The sequence below is a fragment of the Streptomyces roseofulvus genome (assembly GCF_039534915.1).
GTDB lineage: Bacteria > Actinomycetota > Actinomycetes > Streptomycetales > Streptomycetaceae > Streptomyces > Streptomyces roseofulvus.
Map to the genome: position 1 here is coordinate 2237277 of NZ_BAAAWE010000001.1, position 26600 is coordinate 2263876.

Genomic DNA, 26600 nt, shown 5'->3' on the forward strand with positions numbered 1-26600 from the left:
GTGGTGCGCGCGTCCCGTGGGCCCTGGGGCCCGGGGTCAGACGCGGGCCTTGGCCGCGGCGGTCGCGCTCTCGCGGGCGTCGACGACGGCCTGGGACTCCTTCGGCATGCCGAGGCCGGCGATCTTCATCGCGCCGCCGACGACACCGCCGAGCAGGATGACGCCGACACCGGCCCAGAAGCCGGGCACGTTCGCCGCCACCATGAAGACTCCGGCGATGCAGAAGCCGATGAAGGAGATGATGACACCGGTCCAGGCGGCCGGGGTGTGTCCGTGGGCGCTGCCCGCCATGAGTTGCTCCTCGTAGATGTTGCTCGGTGGTGACGTCGAAGATGACGGCTGTCATGTGATGACGGCGTCATTCTTCCGCACATGACCCCGCGGAGGTGACTCGGGGGGTCCCGGACGATCACGCGTCGTGCGTCGGGTCCTCGCCGCGGTCGAGCGCCTTCCACAGGTCCTCGGGCCGGTCGGGGTCGCCGGCGGCGGGGCGGCGCGGGGCGCGGGGCGCGCCGGAGCGCTCGTAGCGGCCGCCCATCGCCGGCCAGCTCTTGCCGTAGCGGAGGGCGAAGAGGCCGGCGACGAGAATGAGGAGGGCGCCGGCGGCGGCGACGTAGGGCCAGGCCGTGTGGCTGAGGCCGGCGACGGCGGCGGCGGTGTCGCCGCTGATCCGGGCGGCCTCGGCGTCGAGGGCGGCGCTGTCGGAGGCGCCGAGGAGGGCGGCGACGGCGGCGCCGGCGCCGCTGAGCGCGAGGAGCGCGGCGACGAGGGTGCGGCCCGCCCGGCGGACGGCGAAGACGGCGACGAGGGCGGCGAGGCCGACGATCGCGAGGGCGGTGGGGACGCCGGTGACGGTGCCGCCGTCGGCCTCGACGGGGACGGTGCCCCCGGCGACCGACGCGGTGCCCTCGGCCCAGATCTGGCCGGCGGAGAGCAGTACGACGGTGGCCCCGAGGGCACCGAGGAGCAGGGCGACGGCGAGGCTCCGCCGGCCGCCGGAGGTGACGGCCGCGCGGGCGGCGCGGGGCTGGGGTACGGGTACGGCACTCACGTACCCCACTATCCCCTACGGCTGCGATGAACCTTTCATCCGGTTGGCGGTGTGGACGGCGCGGAGCACGGCGGCGGCCTTGTTGCGGCACTCGGCGTCCTCGGCGGCGGGGTCGGAGTCGGCGACGACGCCCGCTCCGGCCTGGACGTACGCGGTGCCGTCGCGGAGCAGGGCGGTGCGGATGGCGATGGCGGTGTCGGAGTCGCCGGCGAAGTCGAGGTAGCCGACACAGCCGCCGTACAGGCCGCGCCGGGAGGGCTCCAGCTCCTCGATGATCTGCATCGCGCGCGGCTTGGGCGCGCCGGAGAGGGTGCCGGCGGGGAAGCAGGCGGTGAGGACGTCGAAGGCGGTCTTCCCCTCGGCGACCCGGCCGGTGACGGTGGAGACGATGTGCATGACGTGGGAGTACCGCTCGATCGACATGAAGTCGACGACCTCGACGGAGCCGGGGGCGCAGACCCGGCCGAGGTCGTTGCGGCCGAGGTCGACGAGCATCAGGTGCTCGGCGCGCTCCTTGGGGTCGGCGAGCAGCTCCTCGGCGAGGTCGTGGTCCTCCTGCGGGGTGGCGCCGCGGTGCCGGGTGCCGGCGATGGGGTGGAGCATCGCCTGCCCGTCCTCGACCTTGACGAGGGCCTCGGGGCTGGAGCCGACGACGTCGAAGCCGTTCTCGAACCGGAAGAGGTACATGTACGGGGACGGGTTGGTGGCCCGCAGGACCCGGTAGACGTCGAGGGCGGAGGCGGTACAGGGGGTCTCGAAGCGCTGCGAGGGGACGACCTGGAAGGCCTCGCCGGCCCGGATGCGCTCCTTGATGTCGTCGACGGCGTCCTGGTAGGCCGGGCCGCCCCAGAGCGCGGAGTACTCGGGGAGCTCGGAGGCCGGGAGGGCGACGGGCGTGCCGGCGACGGGGCGGGCCAGGTCGGCCTCCATCGCGTCGAGCCGGGCGACGGCGTGCGCGTACGCCTCGTCGACGCCGGTCTCCAGGTCGTTGTGGTTGATCGCGTTGGCGATCAGCAGGACCGAGCCGTCCCAGTGGTCGAGGACGGCGAGGTCGCTGGTGAGCAGCATGGTGAGCTCGGGGAGCTCCAGGTCGTCGCGGGTGGAGTCGCCGATCTTCTCCAGGCGCCGGACGATGTCGTAGCCGAGGTAACCGACCATGCCGCCGGTGAAGGGCGGGAGGTCGCCGGCGAGGTCGCGCGGGGTGTGCAGGGTCTCGACGGTGGCGCGGAGGGCGGCGAGCGGGTCGCCGTCGACGGGGACGCCGACGGGCGGGGTGCCGAGCCAGTGGGCTTCGCCGTCCCTCACGGTCAGGGTGGCGTCGCTGCGGACGCCGACGAAGGAGTAGCGGGACCAGCTGCGGCCGTTCTCCGCGGATTCGAGGAGGAAGGTGCCGGGGCGTTCGGCGGCGAGCTTGCGGTAGAGCCCGACCGGGGTGTCGCCGTCCGCGAGGAGCCTGCGGCTGACGGGGATGACGCGGCGGTCCGCCGCCAGCTTGCGGAAGGTCTCGAGATCCATGGCGCCAGACCCTACTCGGCCGCGGGGAGCAGCACGTCGGTGTCGAAGCAGGTGCGGGTGCCGGTGTGGCAGGCGGCGCCGACCTGGTCGACCTTGACGAGGAGGGTGTCGGCGTCGCAGTCGAGGGCGACCGACTTGACGTGCTGGACGTGCCCGGAGGTGTCGCCCTTGACCCAGTACTCGTTCCGGCTGCGGGACCAGTAGGTGCAGCGGCCGGTGGTGAGGGTGCGGTGCAGGGCCTCGTCGTCCATCCAGCCGAGCATGAGCACCTCGCCGGTGTCGTACTGCTGGGCGATGGCCGGGAGCAGGCCGTCGGCGCTGCGCTTGAGGCGGGCGGCGATGGCCGGGTCGAGGTCGCTGGGGGTCCGGGGCGTGCTGGGCATGAGCCCATTGTGCCGTGGGCCGTGGGGGTGTCCGGCGCGGTGTCCACTGGGCGGACGGCGTGGCGCGGTCGTACGCTGGCGGACATGTCGACCCATGCCAAACGTGAACGGCTCCTGCTCGCTGATCTGTTGGAGGCCGCCGGTCCGGACGCCCCGACGCTGTGCGAGGGCTGGCGGACCCGGGACCTCGCGGCGCACGTGGTGGTGCGGGAGCGGCGCCCGGACGCGGCGGCCGGGACGCTGGTGCCGGCGCTGAAGGAGCGGCTCCGGCGGGTGCAGGACGAGTTCGCCGCGAAGCCGTACGAGGAGCTGGTCCAGCTGGTCCGGACGGGGCCGCCGCGGTTCTCGCCGTTCGCGGTCAAGCAGGTGGACGAGGGCGCGAACGTCGTCGAGTTCTACGTCCACGCGGAGGACGTCCGGCGGGCCCAGTCCGGCTGGTCGGCGCGGGAGCTGGACCCGGTCTTCGCGGACGTCCTGTGGTCCCGCCTGGAGAAGGGCGCCCGGCTGCTCGGCCGGAAGGCCCCGGTCGGCCTGGTGCTGCGCCGCCCGAACGGCCAGACGGTGGTCGCCCACCGCGGCACCCCGGTGGTGACGGTCTCCGGGGAGCCGGGCGAACTGACGATGTACCTGTACGGACGTACGGAGGTCGCGAAGGTGGGCCTGGAAGGCGAGCCGGACGCCATCGAGCTGCTGAACACGACGAAGCAGCTGGGGCTGTAGCTAGCTTTTCGGGAGTTCGGCGCGGCGGACGGCGCGGACCGCGAGGCCGTAGACGCCGGAGAGGGCGCAGACGGCGGCGCTGACGACGAAGACCGGGCCGGGGCCCCAGGCGCCGATGGCGGCCCCGGTGACCGGGAAGCTCAGCGGGGCGATGCCGAGGCTGCCGAGGCTCGCGACGGCGCTGACCCGGCCGAGGTAGGCGGGGTCGCACTCGGTCTGGATCAGGGCGTTGCACAGGGCTCCGGAGAGGCCGGCGAGCAGGCCGATGGAGAGGCCGGCGAGGACGGCGAGGGGGAGCTGGGGCAGGTGGGCGAGCGCGCCGACCGACACGGCGCCGACCACCATGGTCCAGCCCATGACGAGACCGGTCCGGGGGACGTGCCCCTTGACGGTCAGCAGCAGGGAGGCGGCGCCCGCGCCGACGCCGAAGCCGGCGAGGACCCAGCCGATGCCGGAGGCGCCCCAGCCGCGCTGCTCGGAGAGGACGGCGAGGCCGACGTTGAGGGGGCCCACGAAGCCGAGGTCGCTGAGGAGGACGACGATCATCAGCGGGCCGAGCACCGGGTGGCCGCGGAGGTAGCGCAGCCCGTCGGCCAGGCCGCGCAGGGCGGTTCCGTCACGCGCCTCCTCCTCCCGGGGCAGCGGGCGGAGCCGGAGCGCGGAGAGCAGCGGCAGGGAGAACGCGAAGAGGAGGCCGGCGACGCCGAAGGCGGTGGCGGTGCCGCCGACGGCGACGGCGAGGCCGCCGAGCGGGGCGCCGACGACGGCGCCCATCCGGTACGCGAGGCCGCGCATGCCCTGGACGCGGGCGAGCTGGTCGCGGTCGGCGACGCGGGGCGGCAGGGCGCCGACGGCCGGCAGGAAGAGGGCGTCGACGGTGCCGAAGACGAGGGCGACGGCGGCGAGCGCCCACAGGCCGGGCGAGGCGAGGAAGAGGGTGGCGGCGAGGCCGAGGGTGACCAGGCAGCGGACGGCGTCGGAGGCGATGACGACCCGGCGCGGGCCGAGCCGGTCGGCGATCACGCCGCCGAAGAGCATGAGCAGCGCGCGGGGCACGGCCGCGACGGCCATGACGAGGCCCGCCTGGGCGGGGGTGCCGCCGCTGACGGCGGCCCAGGAGAGGGCCAGGTAGAAGACGCTGTCGCCGAGGGTGGAGGCGGTGTAGGCGCCGAGCCAGCGCAGGACCTGCGGGCTGCGGTGGGCGGGGCGGGTCGGCGTGACGGTGCGGTCGAAGGTGCTGGTCAATGGTCGGCCGGCTGGAGTCGGATCATCGCGATGCCGGGGCGCACCTTGGCGATCGAGGCGAAGTCGTCGTCCACGTGCAGCAGGGTCAGCCGGTGCTGCTGAGCCGTGAGTGCGATGAGGATGTCCATCGGGGAAGGGCCGCGATGGTGGCCGATGGCGACGAGGTCCCGCTGTACCGCGATGATCTTCGGCCAGGGGTCGTCGACCGACGGCACCCACCCGAAGGTCTGGCCGAGCATGCTGAAGAACGGCTCGTAGTCCCGGTCGGCCCGCAGGCCGGGCATCAGCTCGGATTCGACGGGCGGGCAGATGGCCACGAGCCCTTGGGCGACGTGGCGCGGCCACGGGCCGCCGATCTGGCGGCGCAGCAGCCGCCACACCGCGGACGTGTCGGCGAGGTACGTCACTGCCCCGAGCGCTCCCGCTCCTCCAGGACCTCGAAGTCGAGGAAGTCGTCGGCGTTGTCCTGGAGCCAGCGCAGAGCACGCGCCCGGTCGTCCGCGCTGAGAGCGGCCGCTATGGTCAGCGCGCGGTTGACGGTGTCCCGCTTCGTCGTCGTACCGAGCTGCTGCTGCGCGAACGCCAGCATGCGGTCGTCCACGTCGATCACGGTCCTGGCCATGCGACCTCCCGGTGCGTGCGGCTCGATATACGACCTGGTATCAGGATATCGAACCGCACACATCGGTGTCCGGGTTTCAGCGGACCTCGTGCCCCGCCTCCCGCAGCGCGCCCTTGACCTCGCCGATCCGCAGATCGCCGAAGTGGAAGACGGAGGCGGCGAGCACCGCGTCCGCGCCGGCCGCCACGGCCGGGGCGAAGTCGCCGAGCTTGCCGGCGCCGCCGGAGGCGATCACCGGCACGGTCACGTGCTTGCGCACGGCCGCGATCATCTCGGTGTCGTAGCCGTCCTTGGTGCCGTCCGCGTCCATCGAGTTGAGCAGGATCTCCCCCGCACCCAGCTCGGCGGCCCGGTGCGCCCACTCGACGGCGTCGATGCCGGTGCCCTTGCGGCCGCCGTGGGTGGTGACCTCGAAGGAGCCGGTGGCGGTGCGCCGGGCGTCGACCGACAGGACGAGGACCTGGCGGCCGAAGCGCTCGGCGATCTCCTGGATCAGCTCGGGGCGGGCGATCGCGGCGGTGTTGACGCCCACCTTGTCGGCCCCGGCGCGCAGCAGCTTGTCGACGTCCTCCGCCGAGCGGACGCCGCCGCCGACGGTGAGCGGGATGAAGACCTGCTCGGCGGTGCGGCGCACCACGTCGTAGGTGGTCTCCCGGTTGCCCGAGGAGGCGGTGATGTCGAGGAAGGTCAGCTCGTCGGCGCCCTCGGCGTCGTACAGCTTGGCCATCTCGACGGGGTCGCCGGCGTCCCGCAGGTTCTGGAAGTTGACGCCCTTGACGACCCGGCCGTTGTCCACGTCCAGGCAGGGGATCACTCGTACGGCGAGGCTCATGCCGCATCACTCCTGTACGCCTCGACCTCGACCTCGACGACCAGGCGGGGGTCGACGAAGCCGGAGACGATGATCATCGACGCGGCCGGACGGACCTCGTCGAACAGCTCCTTGTGGGCGCGGCCCACCTCGTCCACGTCCCGCGCGTGCGTGATGTACATGCGGGTGCGGACGACGTGCTCGGCGCCGAGGCCGAGCTGCTTCAGCGCGGCGAAGGCGACGTTGAAGGAGTTGACGGCCTGCTCGTACGGGCCGCCGTCGGCGACGGCCCCGTCGATCACCGACGTGCAGCCGGAGACGAGGACCGTGCCGTTGGGCAGCTCGACGGCGCGGGAGTAGCCGAACTGCTCCTCCCAGGGGGCGCCGGTGACGACCTTGCGCACGGAGTCGGTCATGCGGACGCCACCGCCTGCAGGGCCTCCTCCAGGGTGAACGCCTTGGCGTAGAGCGCCTTGCCGACGATCGCTCCCTCGACGCCCAGGTGCGTGAGCCCCGCGAGGGCCCGCAGGTCGTCCAGGGAGGAGACGCCGCCGGAGGCGACGACGGGCTTGTCGGTGGCCGCGCAGACGTTCTTGAGCAGCTCGACGTTGGGGCCGGTCAGGGTGCCGTCGCGGCCGATGTCGGTGACGACGTAGCGGGCGCAGCCCTCGGAGTCGAGGCGGGCCAGCGTCTCGTAGAGGTCGCCGCCCTCGCTGGTCCAGCCGCGGCCCTTGAGGGTGGTGCCGCGCACGTCGAGGCCGACGGCGATCTTGTCGCCGTGCTCGGCGATCACCTTGGCGACCCACTCGGGGGTCTCCAGGGCGGCGGTGCCGAGGTTGACGCGGGTGCAGCCGGTGGCGAGGGCGGCGGCGAGCGAGGCGTCGTCGCGGATGCCGCCGGACAGCTCCACCTTGATGTCCATGGCCTCGGTGATCTGGCGGACCAGCTCGCGGTTGTCGCCGGTGCCGAAGGCGGCGTCCAGGTCGACGAGGTGGAGCCACTCGGCGCCGGAGCGCTGCCAGGAGAGGGCGGCCTCCAGCGGGGAGCCGTAGGAGGTCTCGCTGCCGGACTCGCCGTGGACGAGCCGGACGGCCTGGCCGTCGCGGACGTCGACGGCGGGGAGGAGTTCGAGCACGCTTCTAGACGGCACAGTCACAGGGTTCCGATCCAGTTGGTGAGGAGCTGGGCTCCGGCGTCGCCGGACTTCTCGGGGTGGAACTGGGTGGCCCACAGGGCCCCGTTCTCCACGGCGGCGACGAAGGGCTCGCCGTGGGTGGCCCAGGTGACCTTGGGGGCGCGGATGTTGGGGTTGCCGACCTCCAGGCTCCACTCGCGCACCGCGTAGGAGTGCACGAAGTAGAAGCGGGCGTCGGCGTCGAGGCCGGCGAAGAGCTCGGTGTCCTCGGGCGCGTCGACCGTGTTCCAGCCCATGTGGGGCACGACGGGGGCGTTGAGCGGCTCGACCGTGCCGGGCCACTCGTCGAGGCCCTCGGTCTCGACGCCGTGCTCGATGCCGCGCTCGAAGAGGATCTGCATGCCGACGCAGATGCCCATGACGGGGCGGCCGCCGGAGAGCCGGCGGCCGACGATCCAGTCGCCGCGGGCCTCCTTGAGCCCCTGCATGCAGGCGGAGAAGGCGCCGACGCCGGGGACGAGGAGTCCGTCGGCGTTCATCGCCTTCTCGTAGTCGCGGGTGATCTCGACGTCCGCGCCGACCCGGGCGAGGGCGCGCTCGGCGGAGCGCACGTTGCCGAAGCCGTAGTCGAAGACGACGACCTTCTTGGGGGTGTTCACCGTCATGACCACACGTCCAGTCGCAGCACGCCGGCGGTGAGGCACATGGCCGCGCCGATGGAGAGCAGCACGATGAGGCCCTTCGGCATCTGCTGCTTGACGAAGGAGTAGATGCCGCCGAGCAGGAAGAGCCCGACGACGATCAGGATCGTGGAGAGACCGGTCACGGTTACAGCGCGCCCTTCGTGGACGGGAGGATTCCTGCGGCGCGCGGGTCGCGCTCGGAGGCGTAGCGGAGGGCGCGGGCGAGCGCCTTGAACTGGCACTCGACGATGTGGTGGGCGTTGCGCCCGTACGGCACGTGCACGTGGAGCGCGATCTGCGCCTGGGCCACGAAGGACTCCAGGATGTGGCGCGTCATGGTGGTGTCGTACGAGCCGATCATCGGCGCCATGTTCTCGGGCTCGGTGTGCACCAGGTAGGGGCGGCCGGAGAGGTCGACGGTGACCTGGGCGAGGGACTCGTCCAGCGGGACCGTGCAGTTGCCGAAGCGGTAGATGCCGACCTTGTCGCCGAGGGCCTGCTTGAAGGCGGCGCCGAGGGCGAGGGCGGTGTCCTCGATGGTGTGGTGGGAGTCGATGTGGAGGTCGCCGTCGGTCTTCACGGTGAGGTCGAACAGACCGTGGCGGCCGAGCTGGTCGAGCATGTGGTCGTAGAAGCCGACCCCGGTCGACACGTCGACCTTCCCGGTGCCGTCGAGGTCGATCTCGACGACGACGGAGGTCTCCTTGGTGGTGCGCTCCACGCGGCCTACGCGGCTCATGCGTTCTGCTCCTTCTTCAGCTCACGAACCGCGTCGAGGAACGCGTCGTTCTCTTCGGGGGTGCCGGCGGTGACCCGCAGCCAGCCGGGGACGCCGTTGTCCCGGACCAGGACGCCCCGGTCGAGGATCTTCCGCCACGCCTCGTGCGCGTCGGGGAAGCGTCCGAACTGGACGAAGTTGGCGTCGGACTCGGTGACCTCGTAGCCGATGGCCCGCAGTTCGGCGACGAGGCGGTCGCGCTCGGCCTTGAGCTGCTCGACGTACCCGAGGAGGGTGTCGGTGTGCTCCAGGGCGGCGAGCGCGGTCGCCTGGGTGACGGCGGAGAGGTGGTACGGCAGGCGGACCAGCTGGACGGCGTCGACCACCGCCGGGTGGGCGGCCAGGTAGCCGAGGCGGAGTCCGGCGGCGCCGAACGCCTTGGACATGGTCCGGGAGACCACCAGGTGCGGCCGGCCCTCCAGGAGGGGCAGCAGCGAGTCCCGGTGGCTGAACTCCACGTACGCCTCGTCCACCACGACCAGCGAGGGCTTGGCGGCCTGGGCGGCGTCGTACAGCCGTGTCACGACCTCGGCCTCGACGGCGGTGCCGGTGGGGTTGTTGGGCGAGGTGACGAAGACGACGTCGGGCGCGTGCTCGGCGACGGCCGCCTCGGCGGCGGCGACGTCGATGGTGAAGTCCTCGTTGCGCGGGCCGGAGATCCAGCCGGTGCCGGTGCCGCGGGCGATCAGGGCGTGCATCGAGTACGAGGGCTCGAAGCCGATCGCGGTGCGGCCGGGTCCGCCGAAGGTCTGCAGCAGCTGCTGGAGAACCTCGTTGGAGCCGTTGGCGGCCCACACGTTGTCCCGGGACACCGGGTGCTTCCCGGTACGGGTGAGGTAGCGGGCCAGCTCGGTGCGGAGCTCCAACGCGTCCCGGTCGGGGTAGCGGTTGAGGCCGCGGGCGGCCTCGGCGACCCGCTCCGCGATCCGGGCCACCAGGGGCTCGGGCAGCGGGTAGGGGTTCTCGTTGGTGTTCAGCTGGACGGGCACGTCGAGCTGGGGGGCGCCGTAGGGCGACTGGCCCTTCAGCTCCTCGCGGATCGGCAGGTCGTCGATGCCGATGGTGTCGTTCGTGTCGCGGGTGTCGCTCACTTGCTCTCGGGCACCTTCCAGCCGAACCTTGCCTTGATCGCGGCGCCGTGGGCCGGGAGGTCCTCGGCCTCGGCCAGGGTGACCACGTGGTGGGCCACGTCGGCCAGCGCGTCGCGCGTGTAGTCCACGATGTGCACGCCGCGCAGGAAGGACTGCACGGAGAGGCCCGAGGAGTGGCAGGCGCAGCCGCCGGTGGGCAGGACGTGGTTGGAGCCGGCGCAGTAGTCGCCGAGGGAGACCGGCGACCAGGGGCCGACGAAGACCGCGCCCGCGTTGCGGACCCGGTCGGCGAGGGCGGCGGCGTCGGCGGTCTGGATCTCCAGGTGCTCGGCGCCGTAGGCGTCGACGACCTTGAGGCCGTCCTCCAGGTCGGTGACGAGGACGATCGCGGACTGCTTTCCGGCCAGGGCCGGGGCGATCCGGTCCTCGACGTGCCGGGCGACGGCGACCTGGGCCTTCAGCTCGGCCTCGACGGCCTCGGCGAGCTCCGGGGAGTCGGTGACGAGGACGGACGCGGCCATCGGGTCGTGCTCGGCCTGGCTGATCAGGTCGGCGGCGACGTGCACCGGGTCGGCCGTGGAGTCCGCGAGGACGGCGATCTCGGTCGGTCCGGCCTCGGCGTCGATGCCGATGCGGCCCTTGAGGAGGCGCTTGGCGGCGGCGACGAAGATGTTGCCGGGGCCGGTGACGAGGTTGACGGGCTCGCAGCCGGGCTCGTCGGCGGTGGAGGCGGTGCCGTACGCGAACATGGCGATCGCCTGGGCGCCGCCGGCCGCGTAGACCTCGTCGACGCCGAGCAGGGCGCAGGCGGCGAGGATGGTCGGGTGCGGCAGTCCGCCGAACTCCTTCTGCGGCGGGGAGGAGACGGCGATGCCCTCGACGCCCGCCTCCTGGGCCGGGACCACGTTCATCACGACGGAGGACGGGTAGACGGCGCGGCCGCCCGGCACGTACAGGCCGACGCGGTCGACGGGGATCCACTTCTCGGTGACGGTGCCGCCGGGCACCACCTGGGTGGTGTGGGTGGTGCGGCGCTGGTCGCGGTGGACCAGCCGGGCGCGCCGGATGGACTCCTCCAGGGCGGCGCGGACGGCCGGGTCGAGCTCCGCGAGGGCGCGGGCGATCGCCTCGGCGGGGACCCGCAGGCGCTCCAGGCGAACGCCGTCGAATTTCTCCCCGTAGTCGATCACCGCGGCCGCGCCATGATGCCGTACGTCCTCGCAGATCGGCCGCACCTTCTCCAGGGCGGCTTCCACGTCGAACTCGGCACGGGGCAGCAGGTCGCGCAGGGCGGAACCCTCGGGGAGGGCGTCGCCGCGCAGATCGATTCGAGAGATCACGGGTCAATTCTCTCAGACGGCCTTCCGGCCCGGGCTTCCCGTATCACTGGCTGATACTCGGCTTGCCGCAGGTCGATACGCGCCTCAGTGGCGTCTCCTCGCCACTCCTGACCGTTAGCGTTCAGCCCGTCACAGTCCGGGAAGAACGACTGTACGAATCCACCACTCCCGGGAAGCGGAGTGGTGGGAGCGCATCGGGGAGAGCGAGGGGGCGGCAGTGACCGAGCCGCACGACGACGGGATGCCGGACGGTCTCACGGACCCGGAGCGGGCCGTGTGGCAGGCGTTCCGGATCGGCAGGACCTGCGATCTGACGGAGGGGGTGGCGGAGCGGGACGACCCGTTCGGGGCGGCGGCCTGGGGGCCGGAGCGGAGCGTGCGCGCCGACGTGGTGGCGGCGCTGCTGCTCGACGGGCCGACGGCCCGGTCGGGCCGGGTGGCCGCGCTGAAGCTGCGCGGGGTGCGGATCACCGGCGTGCTGGACCTGGCCGGCGGGTCCATAGCGCCGTACGTGGAGCTGCACGGCTGCCGCTTCGACAACGAGGTGGTGCTGCCCGAGGCCCGGTTCGGCACGCTCCGGATGGTCGGCTGCGCGCTGCCCCGCCTGGAGGCCGCCCGGCTGCACACCGAGGGCGATCTGCACCTGCCGCGCTGCCGGGTGCGCCGGGGCATCCGGCTGACCGACGCCCAGATCGGCACGGACCTGCTGATCAACCAGATCCAGGTGTGGCCGGACGGGCGCGGCCGGGCGATCACGGCGGACGGCATGGTGGTGGCGCAGGACCTCCAGGCCGAGCTGGTCGAGACGCACGGCGAGTTCAGTCTGCGCGGCGCGAAGGTCGGGGTCTCCCTCAGCCTGCGGGGCAGCGTGCTCCGCTCGGACCGGGGCCGCCGCGCGCTGAACGCGCCGCAGCTGACCGTCGAGCGGACCCTGTACCTGAACGCGGCCTGGGTGTACGAGGGCGGCGGGCAGTCCACGGCCACCCCGCCGTACGGGGTGGCGCCGGTCCGGGACGCCCAGCGGAAGCCGGCCGAGTTCCACGGCGGGGTCCGGCTGGACGACGGCCGCTTCGGCGACGCGGTGGACCTGAACCACGCCCGCTTCCTGCTCAGCGGGGCGCGCCGGGAGGAGCTGTCGCTGCGCCGGATCGTCACCCCGGAGCTGCGGTTCAACGGGGAGCGGCCGGAGGAGGGCCGGGTGGTGCTGAACGGCGCGAAGGTGGTGACGCTGATCGACCTGTCGACCAGCTGGCCGGGCCCCGGCGGCCTGGCGCTGAGCGGCTTCGTCTACGAGAACCTGGTGCCGTACGGGCACTTCCCGCTGGCCCGGCGGATCGAGTGGGTGGCGGCGGCGACCCCGGAGTACGCGCCGGAGCCGTACGAGCGGCTCGCGACCGTGCTGCGCAACAGCGGGGAGGACGCGGACGCCCGGGAGGTGCTGCTCGCCAAGCAGCGGCGCAGACGGGAGACGCTGCCGCTCGCCGGGAAGCTGTGGGGGTACGTGCAGGACTGGACGGTGGCGTACGGCTACCGGCCGGGCCGGGCGGCGCTGTGGATGGCGGTGCTGTGGGCGGCGGGCACGCTGGCCTTCTCCCGGTACGACCCGGTGCCGATCAAGGAGGGCGAGGGCCCGGCGTGGAACGGCACGCTGTACGCCCTGGACCTGCTGCTGCCGGTGATCACGCTCGGCCAGGACGGCTACTGGCGCCTGGAGGGCGGCTGGCAGTGGGCCGCGGCGGTGCTGATCCTGCTCGGCTGGATCCTGGCGACGACGGTGGCGGCGGGCGCGACCCGGCTGCTGCGGCGCGGCTGACGGACGGGCGCCGGTTCCGGGGCGGGGCGCGTGACGGCCGGGGGGAGACCGGGTGAGATCCGGGTGAAGGGAGACCGGCTCGGCGCGCCCGGACGGTCCCCCGATGGGAAGATGCGTCCTGCCATGTCCTTCCTCCGCGCCCTGGTCGGCGCCGTCCGCTCGGCCCGGCACGCCCCGCGTCTCGCCGTCGGGCTGACGCCGGACGACGACGTGTTGCTGGACGCCCCGGACGACCGGCTCGCGCCGGCGCTGGTGGCGGCCGCGCTCGGCGATCCGGAGCCCGCCGCGAAGCTGCTCGCCACCACCCGGGACGCCGGCGACTGGGAGGACCGGGACCGCTATGTGGGGCGGCTCGCCACGTTCGCGTACAGCCGGGGCGAGTGGCTGGACCGCTGGCGGGCGGTCGCGCCGCGAGACCCCGACGCCCTGCTGGTGTCGGCGCAGCTCGCGGTCCGCCGGGCCTGGGAGTCGCCGGCCCGCGCCGAGCGGCTGCGCGAACTGGACCCGCTGCTGGGGCCGCTCGCCGAGGAGGCCGGGCGCGACCCGGTGCCGTGGCGGCTCGCGCTGGACCACGCGCGCGGGGCGCACGCCGGGCACGCGGTCTTCGAGCGGCTGTGGGAGCAGGCCCTGCTCCGCTCTCCGCACCACTACGGCTGCCATGTCGCCGCGCTGAAGTACCTGTCGGCGCAGTGGTACGGCTCGCACCGGGCGGCCTTCGACTTCGCGGAGCAGGCCGCCGACGACGCGGCGCCGGGCTCGCTGGTGCGGGCGCTGCCGGTGCGCGCGGCCTACGAGGGGCTGCGCCCGCTGCCCGGCTCGGGGCGTGCCCCGGCGGCCGGGCCGGCGGTGGACGAGGAGCGGGTCGACCGGGCGGCGGACCGGGGCCGGGCACTGTCGGCGGAGTTCGCGGCGGGCGACCCGTGGCCGGCCGAGGTGCGCAACCTGCTGGCGTACGTCCTGGTGGAGCGGGGGCGATGGGAGGAGGCGCTGGCCGAGTTCGGCCGGACGGGGCCGTACGCCACCTCCTTCCCGTGGGCGGTCGGCGGCCACGATCCGCTGCGGCGGTTCCTGGCCACCCGGGACCGGACGCGGGCCGAGCTGGCGCTCCGGACTCCGCTGTGGGGGCCCGCGCGCGGAATCCCCGGACGGAGCGGTCCGCGCGGCCATTAGGCTTGGCCGCTGTGACCACCGCTCGCCTGCCCCTCTTCCCGCTCAACGCGGTGCTGTTCCCGGGCCTCGTGCTGCCGCTCAACGTCTTCGAGGAGCGGTATCGCGCCATGATGCGCGCCCTGCTCGACATCGACGCCTCCGAGCCGCGGCGCTTCGCCGTGGTCGCGATCCGGGACGGGTACGAGGTCGCACCGACCGCGCCCGGCATGCCGGACCCGACGGCGCTGCCCGAGAAGGGCCCGGCCGCGGGCTTCGGCCCCGACCCGCTGCGGAGCTTCCACCCGGTGGGGTGCGTCGCGGACGCGGCGAGCATCCGGCAGCGCGGGGACGGCTCGTACGAGGTGATGGTCACGGGCACCACCCGGGTGCGGCTGCGCTCGGTGGACGCGAGCGGTCCGTTTCTGACGGCCGAGACCGAGGAGCTTCCGGAGGAGCCGGGCGAGGAGGCCGAGGCGCTCGCCGAGGGGGTGCTGCGGGCCTTCCGGGCGTACCAGAAGCGGCTGGCGGGGGCACGGGAGCGGTCGCTGACGACCTCGGAGCTGCCCGACGACCCGTCGGTGGTGTCGTACCTGGTCGCGGCGGCGGCCCAGGTGGACGTGCCGACGAAGCAGCGGCTCCTGGAGGCGCCGGACACCACGGTCCGGCTGCGCGAGGAGCTGGCGCTGCTGCGCGCGGAGACGGCGGTGCTGCGGCACCTGCCGTCGCTGCCGGCGGTGGAGCTGACCCAGGCGCCCACCTACCCGAACTGACGGACCGAGGGAACCGCGGAGGTCCCGGTGGCGAAGAAGAAGCAGAAGAACGGCGGGGGCACCCCGGCGACGGTGGCGCTGGCCGCGGCCGGCACGGCGTACACGCTGCACGCCTACGAGCACGACCCGGCCACCCCGTCGTACGGCGAGGAGGCGGCGGAGGCGCTCGGCGTCACGCCCGACCGGGTCTTCAAGACGCTGGTGGCGGACGTCGACGGGGAGCTGACGGTGGCGGTGGTGCCGGTCGCCGGACAGCTGGACCTGAAGGCGCTGGCCTCGGCGGTCGGCGGCAAGCGGGCGGCGATGGCGGACCCGGCCGCGGCCGAGCGGACGACCGGCTACGTCCGGGGCGGGATCTCCCCGCTGGGCCAGCGGAAGCGGCTGCGTACCGTGCTCGACTCCTCGGCGGCGGAGCACGGCACGATCTGCGTCTCGGCCGGCCGGCGGGGCCTGGAGGTCGAGCTCTCCCCCGCCGACCTGGCCGCGCTCACCTCGGCGGTGCTGGCGCCCATCGGCCGCGGCTGAGCCGGGCGCTCAGCGCTTGTACGGCTCCCAGGGGCCGGGCTCGGGGTCGCGGGGGCCGAAGATCCCGGTCAGGACCAGGTGGACGATCGTGGCGGCGAGCGGCCAGGCCAGCATCGCGGCGGCGCCCATCTGGAGCTTCAGGGGGGCGTCGAAGACGACCCCGGGGCCGACGGCCTTGGCGTGGGCGACCACGTCGGAGGTCGGCCCCAGCGTCGTCCCCAGCCACCAGGCGAGCAGTGAGCCGAGGACGCCGCCGACGGCGAGCCCCAGGACGAGCGGGACGCCGCCCTTGCGGCGGGCGAGGAAGACGACGAGCCCGGCGACCGCGCCGAAGGCGAGCGCGAGGAGGACGAAGGTGCCGTCGGCGCCGATCGCGGCCTCCCCCTCGGAGTTGCGCAGGTAGACGCCCTTGCCGTCGGAGATCAGCTGGACCGTGGGCGCGAGCCACACCCAGAGCGCCCCGAGCACGGCGCCGGCGATCGCCGAGGCCGCCGTCACCACGAGGCCCTGGACGACCTCGGCCCCGGTGATCGGGTCACCGGCCGGGCCCTGCTGGGGCGGCGGCGGGGGCCAGGCGGGATCGTTCGGCGGCTGCTGGGGAGGCGTCAGGGGTGCGGTCACCCCGCCATCGTGCCAGGTGTGCCCGTGGCCCGCCTCAGCGGACCGCGGCCCTGCGGTACGCCCAGGTGGCGACGGCCAGCGAGAGGACGCCGACGGCGCCGCAGACGGACAGGTCGACGGCGACGGCCGCCCAGTCGGGGTGCGGGTCGAAGGCGCGGGCCAGCGCCTCGACGCCGTAGGTGGACGGCAGCAGGTCGCGGGCCCAGCCGATCGGGGCGGGCATCCGCTCGGCCGGCAGGACGCCGAGGAGCAGCGCGGCGGACATGCCGAGCTGGCCGAGGAGGGTGGCCAGCTCCTGGCGGGGGGCCAGCAGCCCGAGGGCCGCGCCGAGTCCGGCGAGGGCGGCGCCGGAGAGCGGCACCACGGCGGCGAGCAGCCACAGGTGGCCGAGCGGCAGGCCGAAGAGGACGGCTCCGGTGACGGCGGTGACGAGCGTGCCGGGGACGGTGAAGGAGGCGTACGCGCCGGCGGCGCCGAGCACCACGGCGGCGGGCGGCACCGGCAGGGTCGCGTAGTGGTCGAGGCCGCCGGAGGCGCGGAGCTGGCCGAAGTACTGGGCGAGCAGGTTGAGGGCGACGAAGGCGACGACGAGGACGGTGGAGCCGGCCACGACGGCGCGGGCCTCGGAGCCGCCGTCGACGACCCCGCGCATCAGGATCATGATCCCGATGGACTGGAAGGTGGCGACGAAGAGCAGCGGGATGCGGGCGACCCGGGCGCGGCTGAGCTGCGCCCGGTAGACGGCCGCGAGGGAGGGCAGCAGCCGGGCGGACGGGGCGAGGGGCGCCGCCTCGTCGGCGTCCCGGGCCGGGACGGCCGGCACGCCGGCCGTCAGGGCCTCGGCGGGCAGGGTGCTCAACGCGGACAGCTCCTGGGGATGACGTGCGGTGGGGGCTGGAGGGGTGGCGCTCACGCCTTCACCAGTCCTTCGCGGGCGGCGCCGCCGAGGGCGAGGTAGACGTCCTCCAGGCTGGGCGTGGCGAGGGTGAAGTCGTCGAGGGCGGCGAAGGCGGCGCCGCCGGTGACGGCGGCGACGGCGGCCCGGGCCTCGTCGGGGGCGAGGCGGAGGACCCAGCGGCGGCCGGTCTCCTGGGCGCGGTCGCGCAGGGCGGCGACCTCGGGGAGGGCGAGCGGGGCGGACTCGCGCCACAGCAGCTCGACGCGGACCTCGCCGGCGACGCGTTCCTTCAGTCCGGCGGGCGTGTCGCAGGCGATCACCCGGCCGCGGTCGAGGACGGCGACCCGGTCGAGGACGGTCTCGGCCTCGATGACGTTGTGGGTGACGAGGAGGACGGTGGTGCCGTGCTCGGCGCGGCGGCGGTCGACGGCCGCCCAGACGGCGCGGCGGGCGACCGGGTCCATGCCGGTGGTGGGCTCGTCGAGGACGAGGACGGGCCGGTGGCCGACGAGGGCGGTGGCGAAGCAGGCGAGCCGGCGCTGGCCGCCGGAGAGCTTCTTGAGGGGGCGGCCGGCCAGCCCGGCGAGGCCCAGCTCGTCGAGGACGGCGTCCCGCTCGGCGCGGGCCTCAGCGGCGGTGAGGCCGCGCAGCCGGCCGGTGGTCTCGGCGGCGAGGGCGACGGTCAGCTCGTCGAGGGCGGTGGACTCCTGGCCCAGGTAGGCGAGGAGGCGGGCGGCGCGCTCGGGGTGGCGGACGAGGTCGTGGCCCAGGAGCGTGACGGAGCCGGAGTCGGGGCGCATCAGCCCGGTGAGCTGACGGACCAGGGTGGACTTGCCGGCTCCGTTGGGGCCGAGCAGGCCGAAGATCTCGCCGCCGCGCACGTCGAGGCTGATCCCGTCGGTGGCCCGCACCTCGGGGGTCGCGGGCGCTCCGCGCCCGCCGCGCGTGGCGGGGTACGTCTTGACCAGATCCCGCACCGCGCACACCGTACTCACGGGGGAAGAGCCTACGGGGTCGCCGGTCCGGGTCCGGGCGCGGGGGCGTGTTCGGCGGCGGCGCGGACGTCGATCTCGCGCCAGAAGCCGGCCCGGATGGCGTACCGGTCGTGCTCGTCGATCTGGTCGTCCTTGTGGGCGAGGAGGCCGAAGCGGGCGGCGTAGCGGAGGAGTTCGCCGTCGATGCGGTGCGGGATGCGGGGGTAGAGGACGGAGAGCCGCTGGACGTGGCTCTGCTCGGGGAGCCGTTCCAGCCACCGGCGGGCGAACACCTGCCCGACCTCGAAGGGGTCGCCGCCGACGGTGGTGATGTCCTCCTCGCGGTCGGCCCAGCGCTGCTCGGCGCTGGTGAGCTGGGCGAGGGTGGGCAGCGAGGCGGTCTCGGGCGGCTCGCCGAGGGCGGTCGGGGGCCGCTCGACCCAGCCCCGGTCGGAGGACCAGCGCAGGGCGCTGGCCGCCTGGGGGGCGGTGGGGTGCGCGGCGGGCGTGGGGGCGGCGGGGCGCAGCCCGGCGAGGTCCTTGGGGGTGGGGACGGTCCGGCCGGCGGCGGGGGCGGGGACGGCGGCGGGTCCGTGCCCGTCGGCGGCGGGGGCGGGGGCGCCGTCGGGGGCCGGGCGCCCGTTCCGGGCGGCGGCCTCCGCGGCCCGCTCGGCGGAGGCGAGGGCGGACTCGGGGAGCGGCGCGGAGAGGATGGCGGCGATCTCGGGGCGGGGCACCGGCGGCGGGGCGCAGACACCGGTGAGGTCCTTGGCGCGGACGGCCCGGGTGATCCAGGTCCGGTCGAGGACCCGGCGCTCGTCGGCCTCGGCGACCAGGTCCTCGGACTGGTTGTAGTCTCCGTCGGCGGCCTGGACGGCCCAGAGGTGCACGGCGACGCCGTGCTCCTTGGCGGACATCAGGCCGGGGAGCAGGTCGCCGTCGCCGGTGACGAGGACGATGTCGGAGCAGGCGCGGTTGCGGGCCAGTTCGGTGAGCTCGGTGTGCATGGCCGCGTCGACGCCCTTCTGCGCCCAGCGGCCGTCGCTGCGGGTCAGGGCGCCCAGCCGGACGGTGACCCGGGGCATGACGCGGAGCCGGCGGTGTTCGGGCTGGGGCACCCGGTCGGGGGCGCCGTCGAACCAGTAGATCCGCAGCAGCGGGAGGCCGGTCTCGGTCTCGGCCCGCTCCCGCAGCTGCTGGATGAGCCCGGCGTGGTCCACGCTGATGCGGGACCGCGCCGAGTCCCCGGCGAGCAGGCTGGCGGCGGCCCCCAGCAGATAGCCGGCGTCCACCAGGACGACGCATCGGTCCACGTGCTCCACCTTCTTTCGGATCTCGGCCGGACTCGGGATCTCAGGTGCTCCGGGTTCCATCGAGTCTGCCCGACGGCCCGGGGGTTGACGGCCGGAACTCGATCATCGGCGTGGCGGAGCCGGCACCCGGGGCCGCGCGGGACCTCCTCACGCACCGTAATGATCCAACATGCGGTGGTTTCTCCCGTATGTGAGTCTGACAGCGGCCCTGGCCCCTAGATCCCTTCGAGGAGGCATCATCCCCATGGCCAAGAACCGCAACCAGAACCGTCAGAAGCAGCAGCAGTCGCCGGCCGAGCGCGGTGCCCAGCAGGCGCAGCAGTCGTCGATGGAGTCCCAGGCCGAGAGCCGCGCCTCCCAGGTCACCCCCGGTGACATGGCGCGGAAGGGCCGTCAGAAGCGCTTCGGCCACAACTGACGCCCGGAAGACGGCAAAGGGGCGCGCCCGTGACGACGGGCGCGCCCCTTGCGCGTGTGCGGACCGGTCAGCCGGCCAGGCAGGACGGGCCGAGCAGCACCTTCAGGTCGCCGAAGAGGGCGGGGTCGGGCTGGACCCGGTGCCGGTCGAGCCGGAGCACGGTGGTGGAGCGGGGGCCCTGGAGCTTGATCCGCACCTCGGTGTTGCCCTTGTGGTGGCGGAGGATCTCGTCCAGCCGGCTCACCATCGGCGGGGTGACCTTGAGGGCCGGGATGGTGAGGATCACGGGGGCGTTGGTCCCGGCGTTGGAGAGGTCGGGGACCATCAGCTCCATGGCGACCAGCCGGGGGACGTCCTCGCGCTTGTCGAGCCGGCCCTTGACGAAGACGACGGCGTCCTCGACGAGCTGGGTGGAGACCAGCTGGTAGGTGGCCGGGAAGAACATGCACTCGATGGAGCCGGCCAGGTCCTCGACGGTGGCGATCGCCCAGGCGTTGCCCTGCTTGGTCATCTTCCGCTGAAGGCCGGAGATGATGCCGCCGATGGTGACGACCGCGCCGTCGGCGTGCTCGCCGCCGGTGAGCTGGGAGATGCCGGCGTCGGTCTTGTCGGAGAGGACGTGCTCCAGGCCGAAGAGCGGGTGGTCGGAGACGTACAGACCGAGCATCTCGCGCTCCTGCGCGAGCAGGTAGGTCTTGTCCCACTCGTCCTCGGTGAAGGTGACGTCGAGGCCGAAGCCGGGCTCGCTGCTGTCCTCCTCGCCCATGCCGCCGAAGAGGTCGAACTGCCCCTCGGCCTCCTTGCGCTTGACCGCCACCACGTTGTCGATCATGGGCTCGTGCTGGGCGACCAGGCCCTTGCGGGTGTGGCCCATGGTGTCGAAGGCGCCGGCCTTGATCAGCGACTCGATGGTGCGCTTGTTGCAGACGACGGCCTCGACCTTGTCGAGGAAGTCGGGGAAGGAGGAGTACTTCCCCTTGGCCTTGCGGGTCTTGATGATCGACTCGACGACGTTGGCGCCGACGTTCCGGACGGCGGTGAGGCCGAAGAGGATGACGTCGTCGCCCTGGGCGGCGAAGTTCGCCTCCGACTCGTTCACGTTCGGCGGGAGGACCTTGATGCCCATGCGGCGGCACTCGTTGAGGTAGACCGCGGACTTGTCCTTGTCGTCCTTGACCGAGGTCAGCAGGCCCGCCATGTACTCGGCGGGGTAGTTCGCCTTGAGGTAGGCGGTCCAGTAGGAGACCAGGCCGTACGCGGCGGAGTGCGCCTTGTTGAAGGCGTAGCCGGCGAAGGGGACCAGCACGTCCCAGAGGGCCTGGATAGCCTCGTCGCTGTAGCCGTTCTTCTGGGCGCCGGCCTGGAAGATCGTGAAGTTCTTCGCCAGCTCGTCGGGCTTCTTCTTGCCCATGACGCGGCGGAGGATGTCGGCCTCGCCGAGCGAGTAGCCGGCGATGATCTGGGCGGCCTTCTGCACCTGCTCCTGGTAGACGATGAGGCCGTAGGTGACCGCGAGCACCTCTTCGAGCGGCTTCTCCAGCTCGGGGTGGATCGGGGTGATCTCCTGCTGGCCGTTCTTGCGCAGGGCGTAGTTGGTGTGCGAGTTCATGCCCATCGGGCCCGGGCGGTAGAGCGCGGACACGGCGGAGATGTCTTCGAAGTTGTCGGGCTTCATCAGCCGCAGCAGGGACCGCATGGGGCCGCCGTCGAACTGGAAGACGCCGAGGGTGTCGCCGCGCTGGAGCAGTTCGAAGGTCTTGGGGTCGTCGAGCGGCAGGGCCAGGAGGTCGAGCTCGATCCCCTTGTTGGCCTTCACCATCTTGACGGCGTCGTCCATGATCGTGAGGTTGCGCAGGCCGAGGAAGTCCATCTTCAGCAGGCCGAGCGACTCGCACTGCGGGTAGTCCCACTGCGTGATGGTGACGCCGTCGGTGTGCCGCACCCAGATCGGGGCGTGGTCGACGATCGGCTCGCTGGACATGATCACGCCGGCGGCGTGCACGCCCATCTGGCGGACCAGGCCCTCGACGCCCTTGGCGGTGTCGATGACCTTCTTCACGTCCGGCTCGTTCTCGTACATCGCCCGGATCTCGCCCGCCTCGCTGTAGCGCGGGTGGGAGGGGTTGGTGATGCCGTCGAGGTCGATGCCCTTGCCGAGGACGTCGGCGGGCATGGCCTTGGTGAGCCGGTCGCCCATGGCGTACGGGTAGCCGAGGACGCGCGCGGAGTCCTTGATCGCGTTCTTGGCCTTGATCTTGCCGTAGGTGCCGATCATGGCGACCTTGTCGGCGCCGTACTTCTCGGTCACGTACCGGATCACCTCGACGCGCCGGCGCTCGTCGAAGTCGATGTCGACGTCGGGCATGGAGATGCGCTCGGGGTTGAGGAAGCGCTCGAAGATCAGACCGTGCGGGATGGGGTCGAGGTCGGTGATGCCCATGGCGTACGCGACGATCGAGCCGGCCGCGGAGCCTCGGCCGGGGCCCACGGCGATGCCCTGCTTCTTCGCCCACATGATGAAGTCGGCGACGACGAGGAAGTAGCCGGGGAAGCCCATCGAGATGATGGTGTCCATCTCGTACTCGACCTGCTTGAGGCGGTCCTCCGGGATGCCGTTCGGGAACCGGCGGTGCATGCCGCGCATGGTCTCCTCGCGGAACCAGCTGACCTCGGTGTAGCCCTCCGGGATGTCGAACTTCGGCATGAGGTTCTTGGCCTCGAACATGCCGGTGGTGTCGATCTGCTCGGCGACCAGGAGCGTGTTGGCGCACCCTTCCTGCCAGGCGTCCGAGGAGTCGATGGCGTACATCTCGTCCGTGGACTTCAGGTAGTAGCCGGTGCCGTCGAACTTGAAGCGGTCCGGGTCGGAGAGGTTCTTGCCGGTCTGGATGCAGAGCAGCGCGTCGTGGGCGGTCGCCTCGTGCGCGTAGGTGTAGTGCGAGTCGTTGGTGACCAGCGGCGGGATGCCGAGCTTCTTGCCGATCTCCAGGAGGCCGTCGCGGACCCGGCGCTCGATCTCGATGCCGTGGTCCATCAGCTCCAGGAAGTAGCGGTCCTTGCCGAAGATGTCCTGGTACTCGGAGGCCGACTTCAGGGCCTCGTCGAACTGGCCGAGGCGGAGCCGGGTCTGGAGCTCGCCGGAGGGGCAGCCGGTGGAGGCGATCAGGCCCTCCGACCACTGGGAGATGGTCTCCTTGTCCATCCGGGGCCACTTCTGGAGCCAGCCCTCGGCGTAGGCGTCGGAGGAGAGCTTGAAGAGGTTGTGCAGTCCCGTGGCGTTCGCCGCCCAGATCGTCTTGTGGGTGTAGCCGCCGGAGCCGGAGACGTCGTCCTTCTTCTGGTGCGGCTGGCCCCACTGGATCTTGCGCTTGTTCCGCCGGGACTCGGGGGCGACGTACGCCTCGATGCCGATGATCGGCGTCACGCCCGCCTTCTTGGCGCTGTGGAAGAAGTCGTAGGCACCGTGCAGGTTGCCGTGGTCGGACATGGCGATATGGGTCATGCCCATCTCGTTGCACGCGTTGAACATGTCCTTCAGCCGCGCGGCACCGTCCAGCAGGGAGTACTGGGTGTGGACGTGGAGGTGCGTGAAGGGCGGCTTGGTCACAGGGGGTGCCTCCGACTATGAACTTCTGGGGGGACAGCGTCGAAGTCTACGTCGCACGAGTGACAGGAGGCGGGCACCGGGCGGTACCGTCGCGCGTTGTGAGTCAGGGAACACCTGTCCCCATTTGTCATGACCAGTCCGCACAGGAGGCACCCTCGATGCCGGTCCCCCAGCCCGCCGCCGCCGAGCGCGGTGAGCAGATCCTCGCCGTCTTCGACACCGCCTTCGGCGAGCTGCTCGCCGCCGACCCGGCGGCCTTCAAGGTCAAGTTCCGGAAGATGGCCGGATCCGCCTTCGCCTTCTACCGGGGCACCGCCTGCCTCTTCTACCAGGACCTGGAGCGGGAGGCGCACGGCGGCCCGTTCCTGGACGAGCGGACCGGCCGGGTGTGGATCCACGGCGATCTCCACGCGGAGAACTTCGGCACGTACATGGATGCCAACGGGCGCCTGGTCTTCAACGTGAACGACTTCGACGAGGCGTACGTGGGGCCCTTCACCTGGGACCTCAAGCGGCTCGCCGCCTCCCTCGCCCTGCTCGGGTACACCAAGGCGCTCAGCGACGAGCAGATCACCCGCCTCGTCCGGATCTACGCGGCGGCCTACCGGGAGCGGATCCACGCCCTCGCCGCCGGCGCCAAGGGCGACGAGGTGCCCGGCTTCACCCTGGAGACCGCCGACGGCGCGCTGCTCGGGGCGCTGCGCGAGGCCCGCGCGATGACCCGCTTCGGGCTGCTCGACTCGATGACGGAGATACGGGAGTACGAGCGCCGCTTCGCCGCCGGCGGGGGCGCGATCGAGCTGGACGCGGCGACCCGCTACAAGGTGCTGACGGCCTTCGACGGCTATCTGGAGACCCTGCCGGAGTCGAGCCTGGTCCGGCCCGACTCGTACCGGGTGAAGGACGTGGTCGGGCGGCGCGGGATCGGCATCGGCTCGGCCGGCCTCCCGTCGTACAACATCCTGCTGGAGGGGCACAGCGACGCCCTGGAGAACGACGTCGTGATCTACCTCAAGCAGGCGCAGACCCCGGCGGTCTCGCGCCACGTCACGGATCCGGCGGTGCGGGGCTACTTCCGGCACGAGGGGCACCGCACGGTGATCTCGCAGCGGGCGCTCCAGGCGCACGCCGACCCGTGGCTGGGGTGGACGGAGCTGGACGGCGCCGGGCAGCTGGTCGCCGAGGTGTCGCCGTACGCGGTGGACCTGGACTGGTCGGACATCGACGACCCGCAGGACATCGCGGCGACCGTGGCCGACCTGGGCCGGGCGACCGCGACCATGCACGCGGCGGCGGACGAGTCCAGCGGCCACTCGCTGGTGCCGTTCTCCACCGAGCGGGCCATCGACGGCGCGATCGCGGCCGACGAGGAGGGCTTCACGGAGCTGCTGGTGGAGTTCGCCCACGCGTACGGGGCACGCGCGCGTGCCGACCACCAGATCTTCGTGGACCTCTTCAGGAACGGGCGCATACGGGGCTTCTGACCGGGCCCACAGCTCCTCCTTAGGGACCCCTTACGACCCGGCGTGGCAGACTCGTCGGCGATGGACATGGCAGGGACGCGGCTGAGGGCGCTGCGGGCGGCGGTCTTCACGGCACTGGTCGTGACGCTGTCCGTGGCCTCCCATGTGCTGCTCTCGCGCGTGCCGCTGCCGCTGGGCACGGTCGTCCCGGTCGCCGTCGGCGTCTTCGCCGTGGCGTACGCGCTGGCCGGCCGGGAGCGCGGCTTCGGCCCGATCGCGGGGCTGCTCGTGCCGCTGGAGCTGGCCGCCGACACGCTCTTCACCTCCGGCCAGGCGGTCTGTTACGGCCCCGCCGGCGGGCCGGTCGCCGGCGCGCTGCGCTCCTTCGGCGTCGAGGTGCTGTGCGGCGGGGCCGTCGGCACGCCGCTGCCCGGGGTGGTGGCGCCCGACGGCGGGGCCGCCGCGGTGCTCGCCTCCTCCGATCCGGCGCTGCCGTGGCTGCTGCTCGGCGCCCATGTGCTGGTCGGCCTCTCGGCGGCCGGCTGGCTGCGCGGCGGGGAGCGGGCGCTGGCGCGGCTGCTCGGCGCGGTGGCGGCCTCGGCCTTCCGGCCGCTGGAGCTCCTCGCGGCCCTGACGGGCGCGGACCGTCCGGCCGTGCCGGGTCCTGCGCGCCCGCGGCTCCGGCCGCGCCCGTCCCGGGCCCGGCTGCTCGTGCACTCCGTGGGGCGGCGGGGGCCGCCGCGGGGATCCCTCGCTCTCGGCTGAGCGCTCGGTCCCCCGTTCCCCCCTTTTCCCCTTCCGGAGATTCACGATCATGAGTGCACGCAACAACCAGGCCAACAAGGCTGCCGCCCGCGAGCGTCTGCGCGCCGAGCGCGAGGCGCAGGCGAAGAAGGACCGGGCCCGCCGGCAGCTGATCGTCGGCGTCTCGGCCGTGGCGGTGCTCGCCGCGGCCGGCGGCATCGGCTACGCGGTCGTCCAGGCCAACCAGCCCACCGCGTGGGAGACGGCCGCCGACGCGAAGACGATCACGGCCCCGAAGAACACCGAGGGCGAGAACGGCACCACCGTCGTCGTCGGCAAGGCGTCGGCGAAGAAGACCCTGGAGCTGTACGAGGACTCGCGCTGCCCGGTCTGCGCGACCTTCGAGCAGTCGGTCGGCTCCACCGTCGAGAAGGACGTCGAGGCCGGCAAGTACAAGGTCAAGTACGTCGGCGCGACCTTCATCGACAACATGGACAAGGGCGAGGGCTCGAAGAACGCCCTGTCGGCGCTGGGCGCGGCGCTCGACGTGAGCCCGGAGGCGTTCCTCGACTACAAGGCGGCGCTCTACTCCGCGAAGTGGCACCCGGAGGAGAGCGAGGACAAGTTCGCGAAGGACTCCTACCTGCTGGAGGTCGCGGACACGGTCCCGGCGCTGAAGGGCAACGCCGCCTTCAAGAAGCACGTGGAGGACGGCACCTTCGACGCCTGGGCGATGAAGATGTCGAAGACCTTCGACGAGAGCGGTGTGACCGGCACCCCGACGCTGAAGATGGACGGCAAGACGCTGACCGCCCAGGGCTCGCAGAACCCGCCGCTGACGGTCGAGGAGTTCAACGCCGCGCTCACCCCGCTGCTCGCGGGCTGACCCTCCCCCCTCGTGCGCTCCCCGGCCCGCGCGGGCCGGGGAGGC

At 73.1% G+C, this 26600-nt stretch carries 29 protein-coding genes; 9 read left to right on the forward strand and 20 right to left on the reverse strand.

Annotated features, from left to right (window positions below):
• Positions 1-36 precede the first annotated feature (36 nt).
• The 4 genes from ABFY03_RS10285 to hisI all read right to left on the reverse strand — a co-directional run bounded on the left by ABFY03_RS10285 (position 37) and on the right by hisI (position 2949).
• The gene (locus ABFY03_RS10285; protein ID WP_319013769.1) at positions 37-291 is read right to left on the reverse strand and encodes an HGxxPAAW family protein; all 255 of its coding nucleotides are present in this window, start codon (positions 289-291) and stop codon (positions 37-39) included.
• 118 nt (positions 292-409) lie between these two features.
• Positions 410-1060: a TIGR02234 family membrane protein gene (locus ABFY03_RS10290; protein WP_319013768.1), complete on the reverse strand. Its 651-nt coding sequence runs from the start codon at positions 1058-1060 to the stop codon at positions 410-412.
• 6 nt (positions 1061-1066) lie between these two features.
• The gene (locus ABFY03_RS10295; RefSeq protein WP_319013767.1) at positions 1067-2566 is read right to left on the reverse strand and encodes an anthranilate synthase component I; all 1500 of its coding nucleotides are present in this window, start codon (positions 2564-2566) and stop codon (positions 1067-1069) included.
• A gap of 11 nt (positions 2567-2577) precedes the next feature.
• Entirely contained in the window at positions 2578-2949 is a 372-nt protein-coding gene (hisI, locus tag ABFY03_RS10300; protein ID WP_319013766.1) for a phosphoribosyl-AMP cyclohydrolase, read from the reverse strand.
• An 84-nt stretch (positions 2950-3033) separates the two neighbouring features.
• Here hisI and ABFY03_RS10305 point away from each other — a divergent pair, with 84 nt between their 5' ends.
• Positions 3034-3669, forward strand: a complete 636-nt coding sequence (locus tag ABFY03_RS10305; RefSeq protein WP_346169740.1) for a TIGR03085 family metal-binding protein — start codon at positions 3034-3036, stop codon at positions 3667-3669.
• Here the strand turns inward: ABFY03_RS10305 and ABFY03_RS10310 are convergent, their stop codons facing one another.
• The 11 genes from ABFY03_RS10310 to hisD all read right to left on the reverse strand — a co-directional run bounded on the left by ABFY03_RS10310 (position 3670) and on the right by hisD (position 11374).
• Positions 3670-4914: an MFS transporter gene (locus ABFY03_RS10310; RefSeq protein WP_346169741.1), complete on the reverse strand. Its 1245-nt coding sequence runs from the start codon at positions 4912-4914 to the stop codon at positions 3670-3672.
• Positions 4911-5321: a PIN domain-containing protein gene (locus tag ABFY03_RS10315; protein WP_319013763.1), complete on the reverse strand. Its 411-nt coding sequence runs from the start codon at positions 5319-5321 to the stop codon at positions 4911-4913. Before ABFY03_RS10315 ends, ABFY03_RS10310 begins: the two co-directional genes overlap by 4 nt.
• On the reverse strand, positions 5318-5536 hold the full coding sequence (locus ABFY03_RS10320) for a type II toxin-antitoxin system VapB family antitoxin (protein WP_319013762.1): 219 nt from the start codon (positions 5534-5536) through the stop codon (positions 5318-5320). Before ABFY03_RS10320 ends, ABFY03_RS10315 begins: the two co-directional genes overlap by 4 nt.
• Before the next feature lie 76 nt (positions 5537-5612).
• On the reverse strand, positions 5613-6368 hold the full coding sequence (gene hisF, locus ABFY03_RS10325; RefSeq protein ID WP_319013761.1) for an imidazole glycerol phosphate synthase subunit HisF: 756 nt from the start codon (positions 6366-6368) through the stop codon (positions 5613-5615).
• On the reverse strand, positions 6365-6763 hold the full coding sequence (locus ABFY03_RS10330) for a RidA family protein (RefSeq protein WP_319013760.1): 399 nt from the start codon (positions 6761-6763) through the stop codon (positions 6365-6367). The genes hisF and ABFY03_RS10330 overlap by 4 nt, the downstream gene beginning before the upstream one ends.
• On the reverse strand, positions 6760-7497 hold the full coding sequence (priA, locus tag ABFY03_RS10335; RefSeq protein ID WP_319013759.1) for a bifunctional 1-(5-phosphoribosyl)-5-((5-phosphoribosylamino)methylideneamino)imidazole-4-carboxamide isomerase/phosphoribosylanthranilate isomerase PriA: 738 nt from the start codon (positions 7495-7497) through the stop codon (positions 6760-6762). Before priA ends, ABFY03_RS10330 begins: the two co-directional genes overlap by 4 nt.
• 2 nt (positions 7498-7499) lie before the next feature.
• On the reverse strand, positions 7500-8147 hold the full coding sequence (hisH, locus tag ABFY03_RS10340) for an imidazole glycerol phosphate synthase subunit HisH (RefSeq protein WP_319013758.1): 648 nt from the start codon (positions 8145-8147) through the stop codon (positions 7500-7502).
• Positions 8144-8308 carry a hypothetical protein gene (locus ABFY03_RS10345; protein WP_030748301.1) on the reverse strand — a complete coding sequence of 55 codons (165 nt, stop codon included), beginning with the start codon at positions 8306-8308 and terminating at the stop codon, positions 8144-8146. Before ABFY03_RS10345 ends, hisH begins: the two co-directional genes overlap by 4 nt.
• Positions 8309-8310: 2 nt before the next feature.
• Positions 8311-8904: an imidazoleglycerol-phosphate dehydratase HisB gene (gene hisB / locus ABFY03_RS10350; protein WP_030492957.1), complete on the reverse strand. Its 594-nt coding sequence runs from the start codon at positions 8902-8904 to the stop codon at positions 8311-8313.
• Entirely contained in the window at positions 8901-10034 is a 1134-nt protein-coding gene (locus ABFY03_RS10355) for a histidinol-phosphate transaminase (protein ID WP_346169742.1), read from the reverse strand. The genes hisB and ABFY03_RS10355 overlap by 4 nt, the downstream gene beginning before the upstream one ends.
• Complete coding sequence (hisD, locus tag ABFY03_RS10360; protein ID WP_346169743.1) at positions 10031-11374, reverse strand: histidinol dehydrogenase; 1344 nt, start codon at positions 11372-11374, stop codon at positions 10031-10033. The genes ABFY03_RS10355 and hisD overlap by 4 nt, the downstream gene beginning before the upstream one ends.
• Positions 11375-11591: 217 nt before the next feature.
• Here hisD and ABFY03_RS10365 point away from each other — a divergent pair, with 217 nt between their 5' ends.
• The 4 genes from ABFY03_RS10365 (at position 11592) to ybaK (ending at position 15631) form a co-directional block, all read left to right on the forward strand.
• Entirely contained in the window at positions 11592-13187 is a 1596-nt protein-coding gene (locus tag ABFY03_RS10365) for an oxidoreductase (protein ID WP_319013755.1), read from the forward strand.
• Between the two features lie 123 nt (positions 13188-13310).
• Positions 13311-14357, forward strand: coding sequence for a hypothetical protein (locus ABFY03_RS10370; protein ID WP_346169744.1), 1047 nt, complete (start codon positions 13311-13313; stop codon positions 14355-14357).
• An 11-nt stretch (positions 14358-14368) separates the two neighbouring features.
• On the forward strand, positions 14369-15106 hold the full coding sequence (locus ABFY03_RS10375; RefSeq protein WP_319013753.1) for an LON peptidase substrate-binding domain-containing protein: 738 nt from the start codon (positions 14369-14371) through the stop codon (positions 15104-15106).
• Between the two features lie 27 nt (positions 15107-15133).
• Positions 15134-15631, forward strand: a complete 498-nt coding sequence (gene ybaK / locus ABFY03_RS10380; RefSeq protein ID WP_319013752.1) for a Cys-tRNA(Pro) deacylase — start codon at positions 15134-15136, stop codon at positions 15629-15631.
• Positions 15632-15640: 9 nt separating this feature from the next.
• On the opposite strand, the gene ABFY03_RS10385 is transcribed toward ybaK, so the two are convergent.
• The 4 genes from ABFY03_RS10385 to ABFY03_RS10400 are packed head-to-tail and all read right to left on the reverse strand — an operon-like array spanning position 15641 to position 19446.
• Complete coding sequence (locus tag ABFY03_RS10385; protein ID WP_319013751.1) at positions 15641-16252, reverse strand: DUF2567 domain-containing protein; 612 nt, start codon at positions 16250-16252, stop codon at positions 15641-15643.
• A 34-nt stretch (positions 16253-16286) separates the two neighbouring features.
• Complete coding sequence (locus tag ABFY03_RS10390) at positions 16287-17111, reverse strand: ABC transporter permease (protein ID WP_386723533.1); 825 nt, start codon at positions 17109-17111, stop codon at positions 16287-16289.
• A 50-nt stretch (positions 17112-17161) separates the two neighbouring features.
• Positions 17162-18145, reverse strand: coding sequence for an ABC transporter ATP-binding protein (locus ABFY03_RS10395; protein WP_319013750.1), 984 nt, complete (start codon positions 18143-18145; stop codon positions 17162-17164).
• Positions 18146-18156: 11 nt separating this feature from the next.
• Positions 18157-19446, reverse strand: coding sequence for an NYN domain-containing protein (locus tag ABFY03_RS10400; protein ID WP_319013749.1), 1290 nt, complete (start codon positions 19444-19446; stop codon positions 18157-18159).
• 235 nt (positions 19447-19681) lie between these two features.
• Between ABFY03_RS10400 and ABFY03_RS10405 the strand changes: the two genes are divergently transcribed.
• On the forward strand, positions 19682-19855 hold the full coding sequence (locus tag ABFY03_RS10405; protein WP_189945183.1) for a hypothetical protein: 174 nt from the start codon (positions 19682-19684) through the stop codon (positions 19853-19855).
• A 67-nt stretch (positions 19856-19922) separates the two neighbouring features.
• Here the strand turns inward: ABFY03_RS10405 and dnaE are convergent, their stop codons facing one another.
• Positions 19923-23462, reverse strand: coding sequence for a DNA polymerase III subunit alpha (dnaE, locus tag ABFY03_RS10410; protein ID WP_346169745.1), 3540 nt, complete (start codon positions 23460-23462; stop codon positions 19923-19925).
• A gap of 158 nt (positions 23463-23620) precedes the next feature.
• Here dnaE and ABFY03_RS10415 point away from each other — a divergent pair, with 158 nt between their 5' ends.
• The 3 genes from ABFY03_RS10415 to ABFY03_RS10425 are packed head-to-tail and all read left to right on the forward strand — an operon-like array spanning position 23621 to position 26555.
• Positions 23621-24946, forward strand: a complete 1326-nt coding sequence (locus tag ABFY03_RS10415) for a DUF2252 domain-containing protein (protein ID WP_319008141.1) — start codon at positions 23621-23623, stop codon at positions 24944-24946.
• A gap of 60 nt (positions 24947-25006) precedes the next feature.
• Complete coding sequence (locus ABFY03_RS10420; RefSeq protein ID WP_346169746.1) at positions 25007-25690, forward strand: hypothetical protein; 684 nt, start codon at positions 25007-25009, stop codon at positions 25688-25690.
• A 49-nt stretch (positions 25691-25739) separates the two neighbouring features.
• Positions 25740-26555, forward strand: coding sequence for a DsbA family protein (locus ABFY03_RS10425; RefSeq protein ID WP_319008129.1), 816 nt, complete (start codon positions 25740-25742; stop codon positions 26553-26555).
• Positions 26556-26600 lie beyond the last annotated feature (45 nt).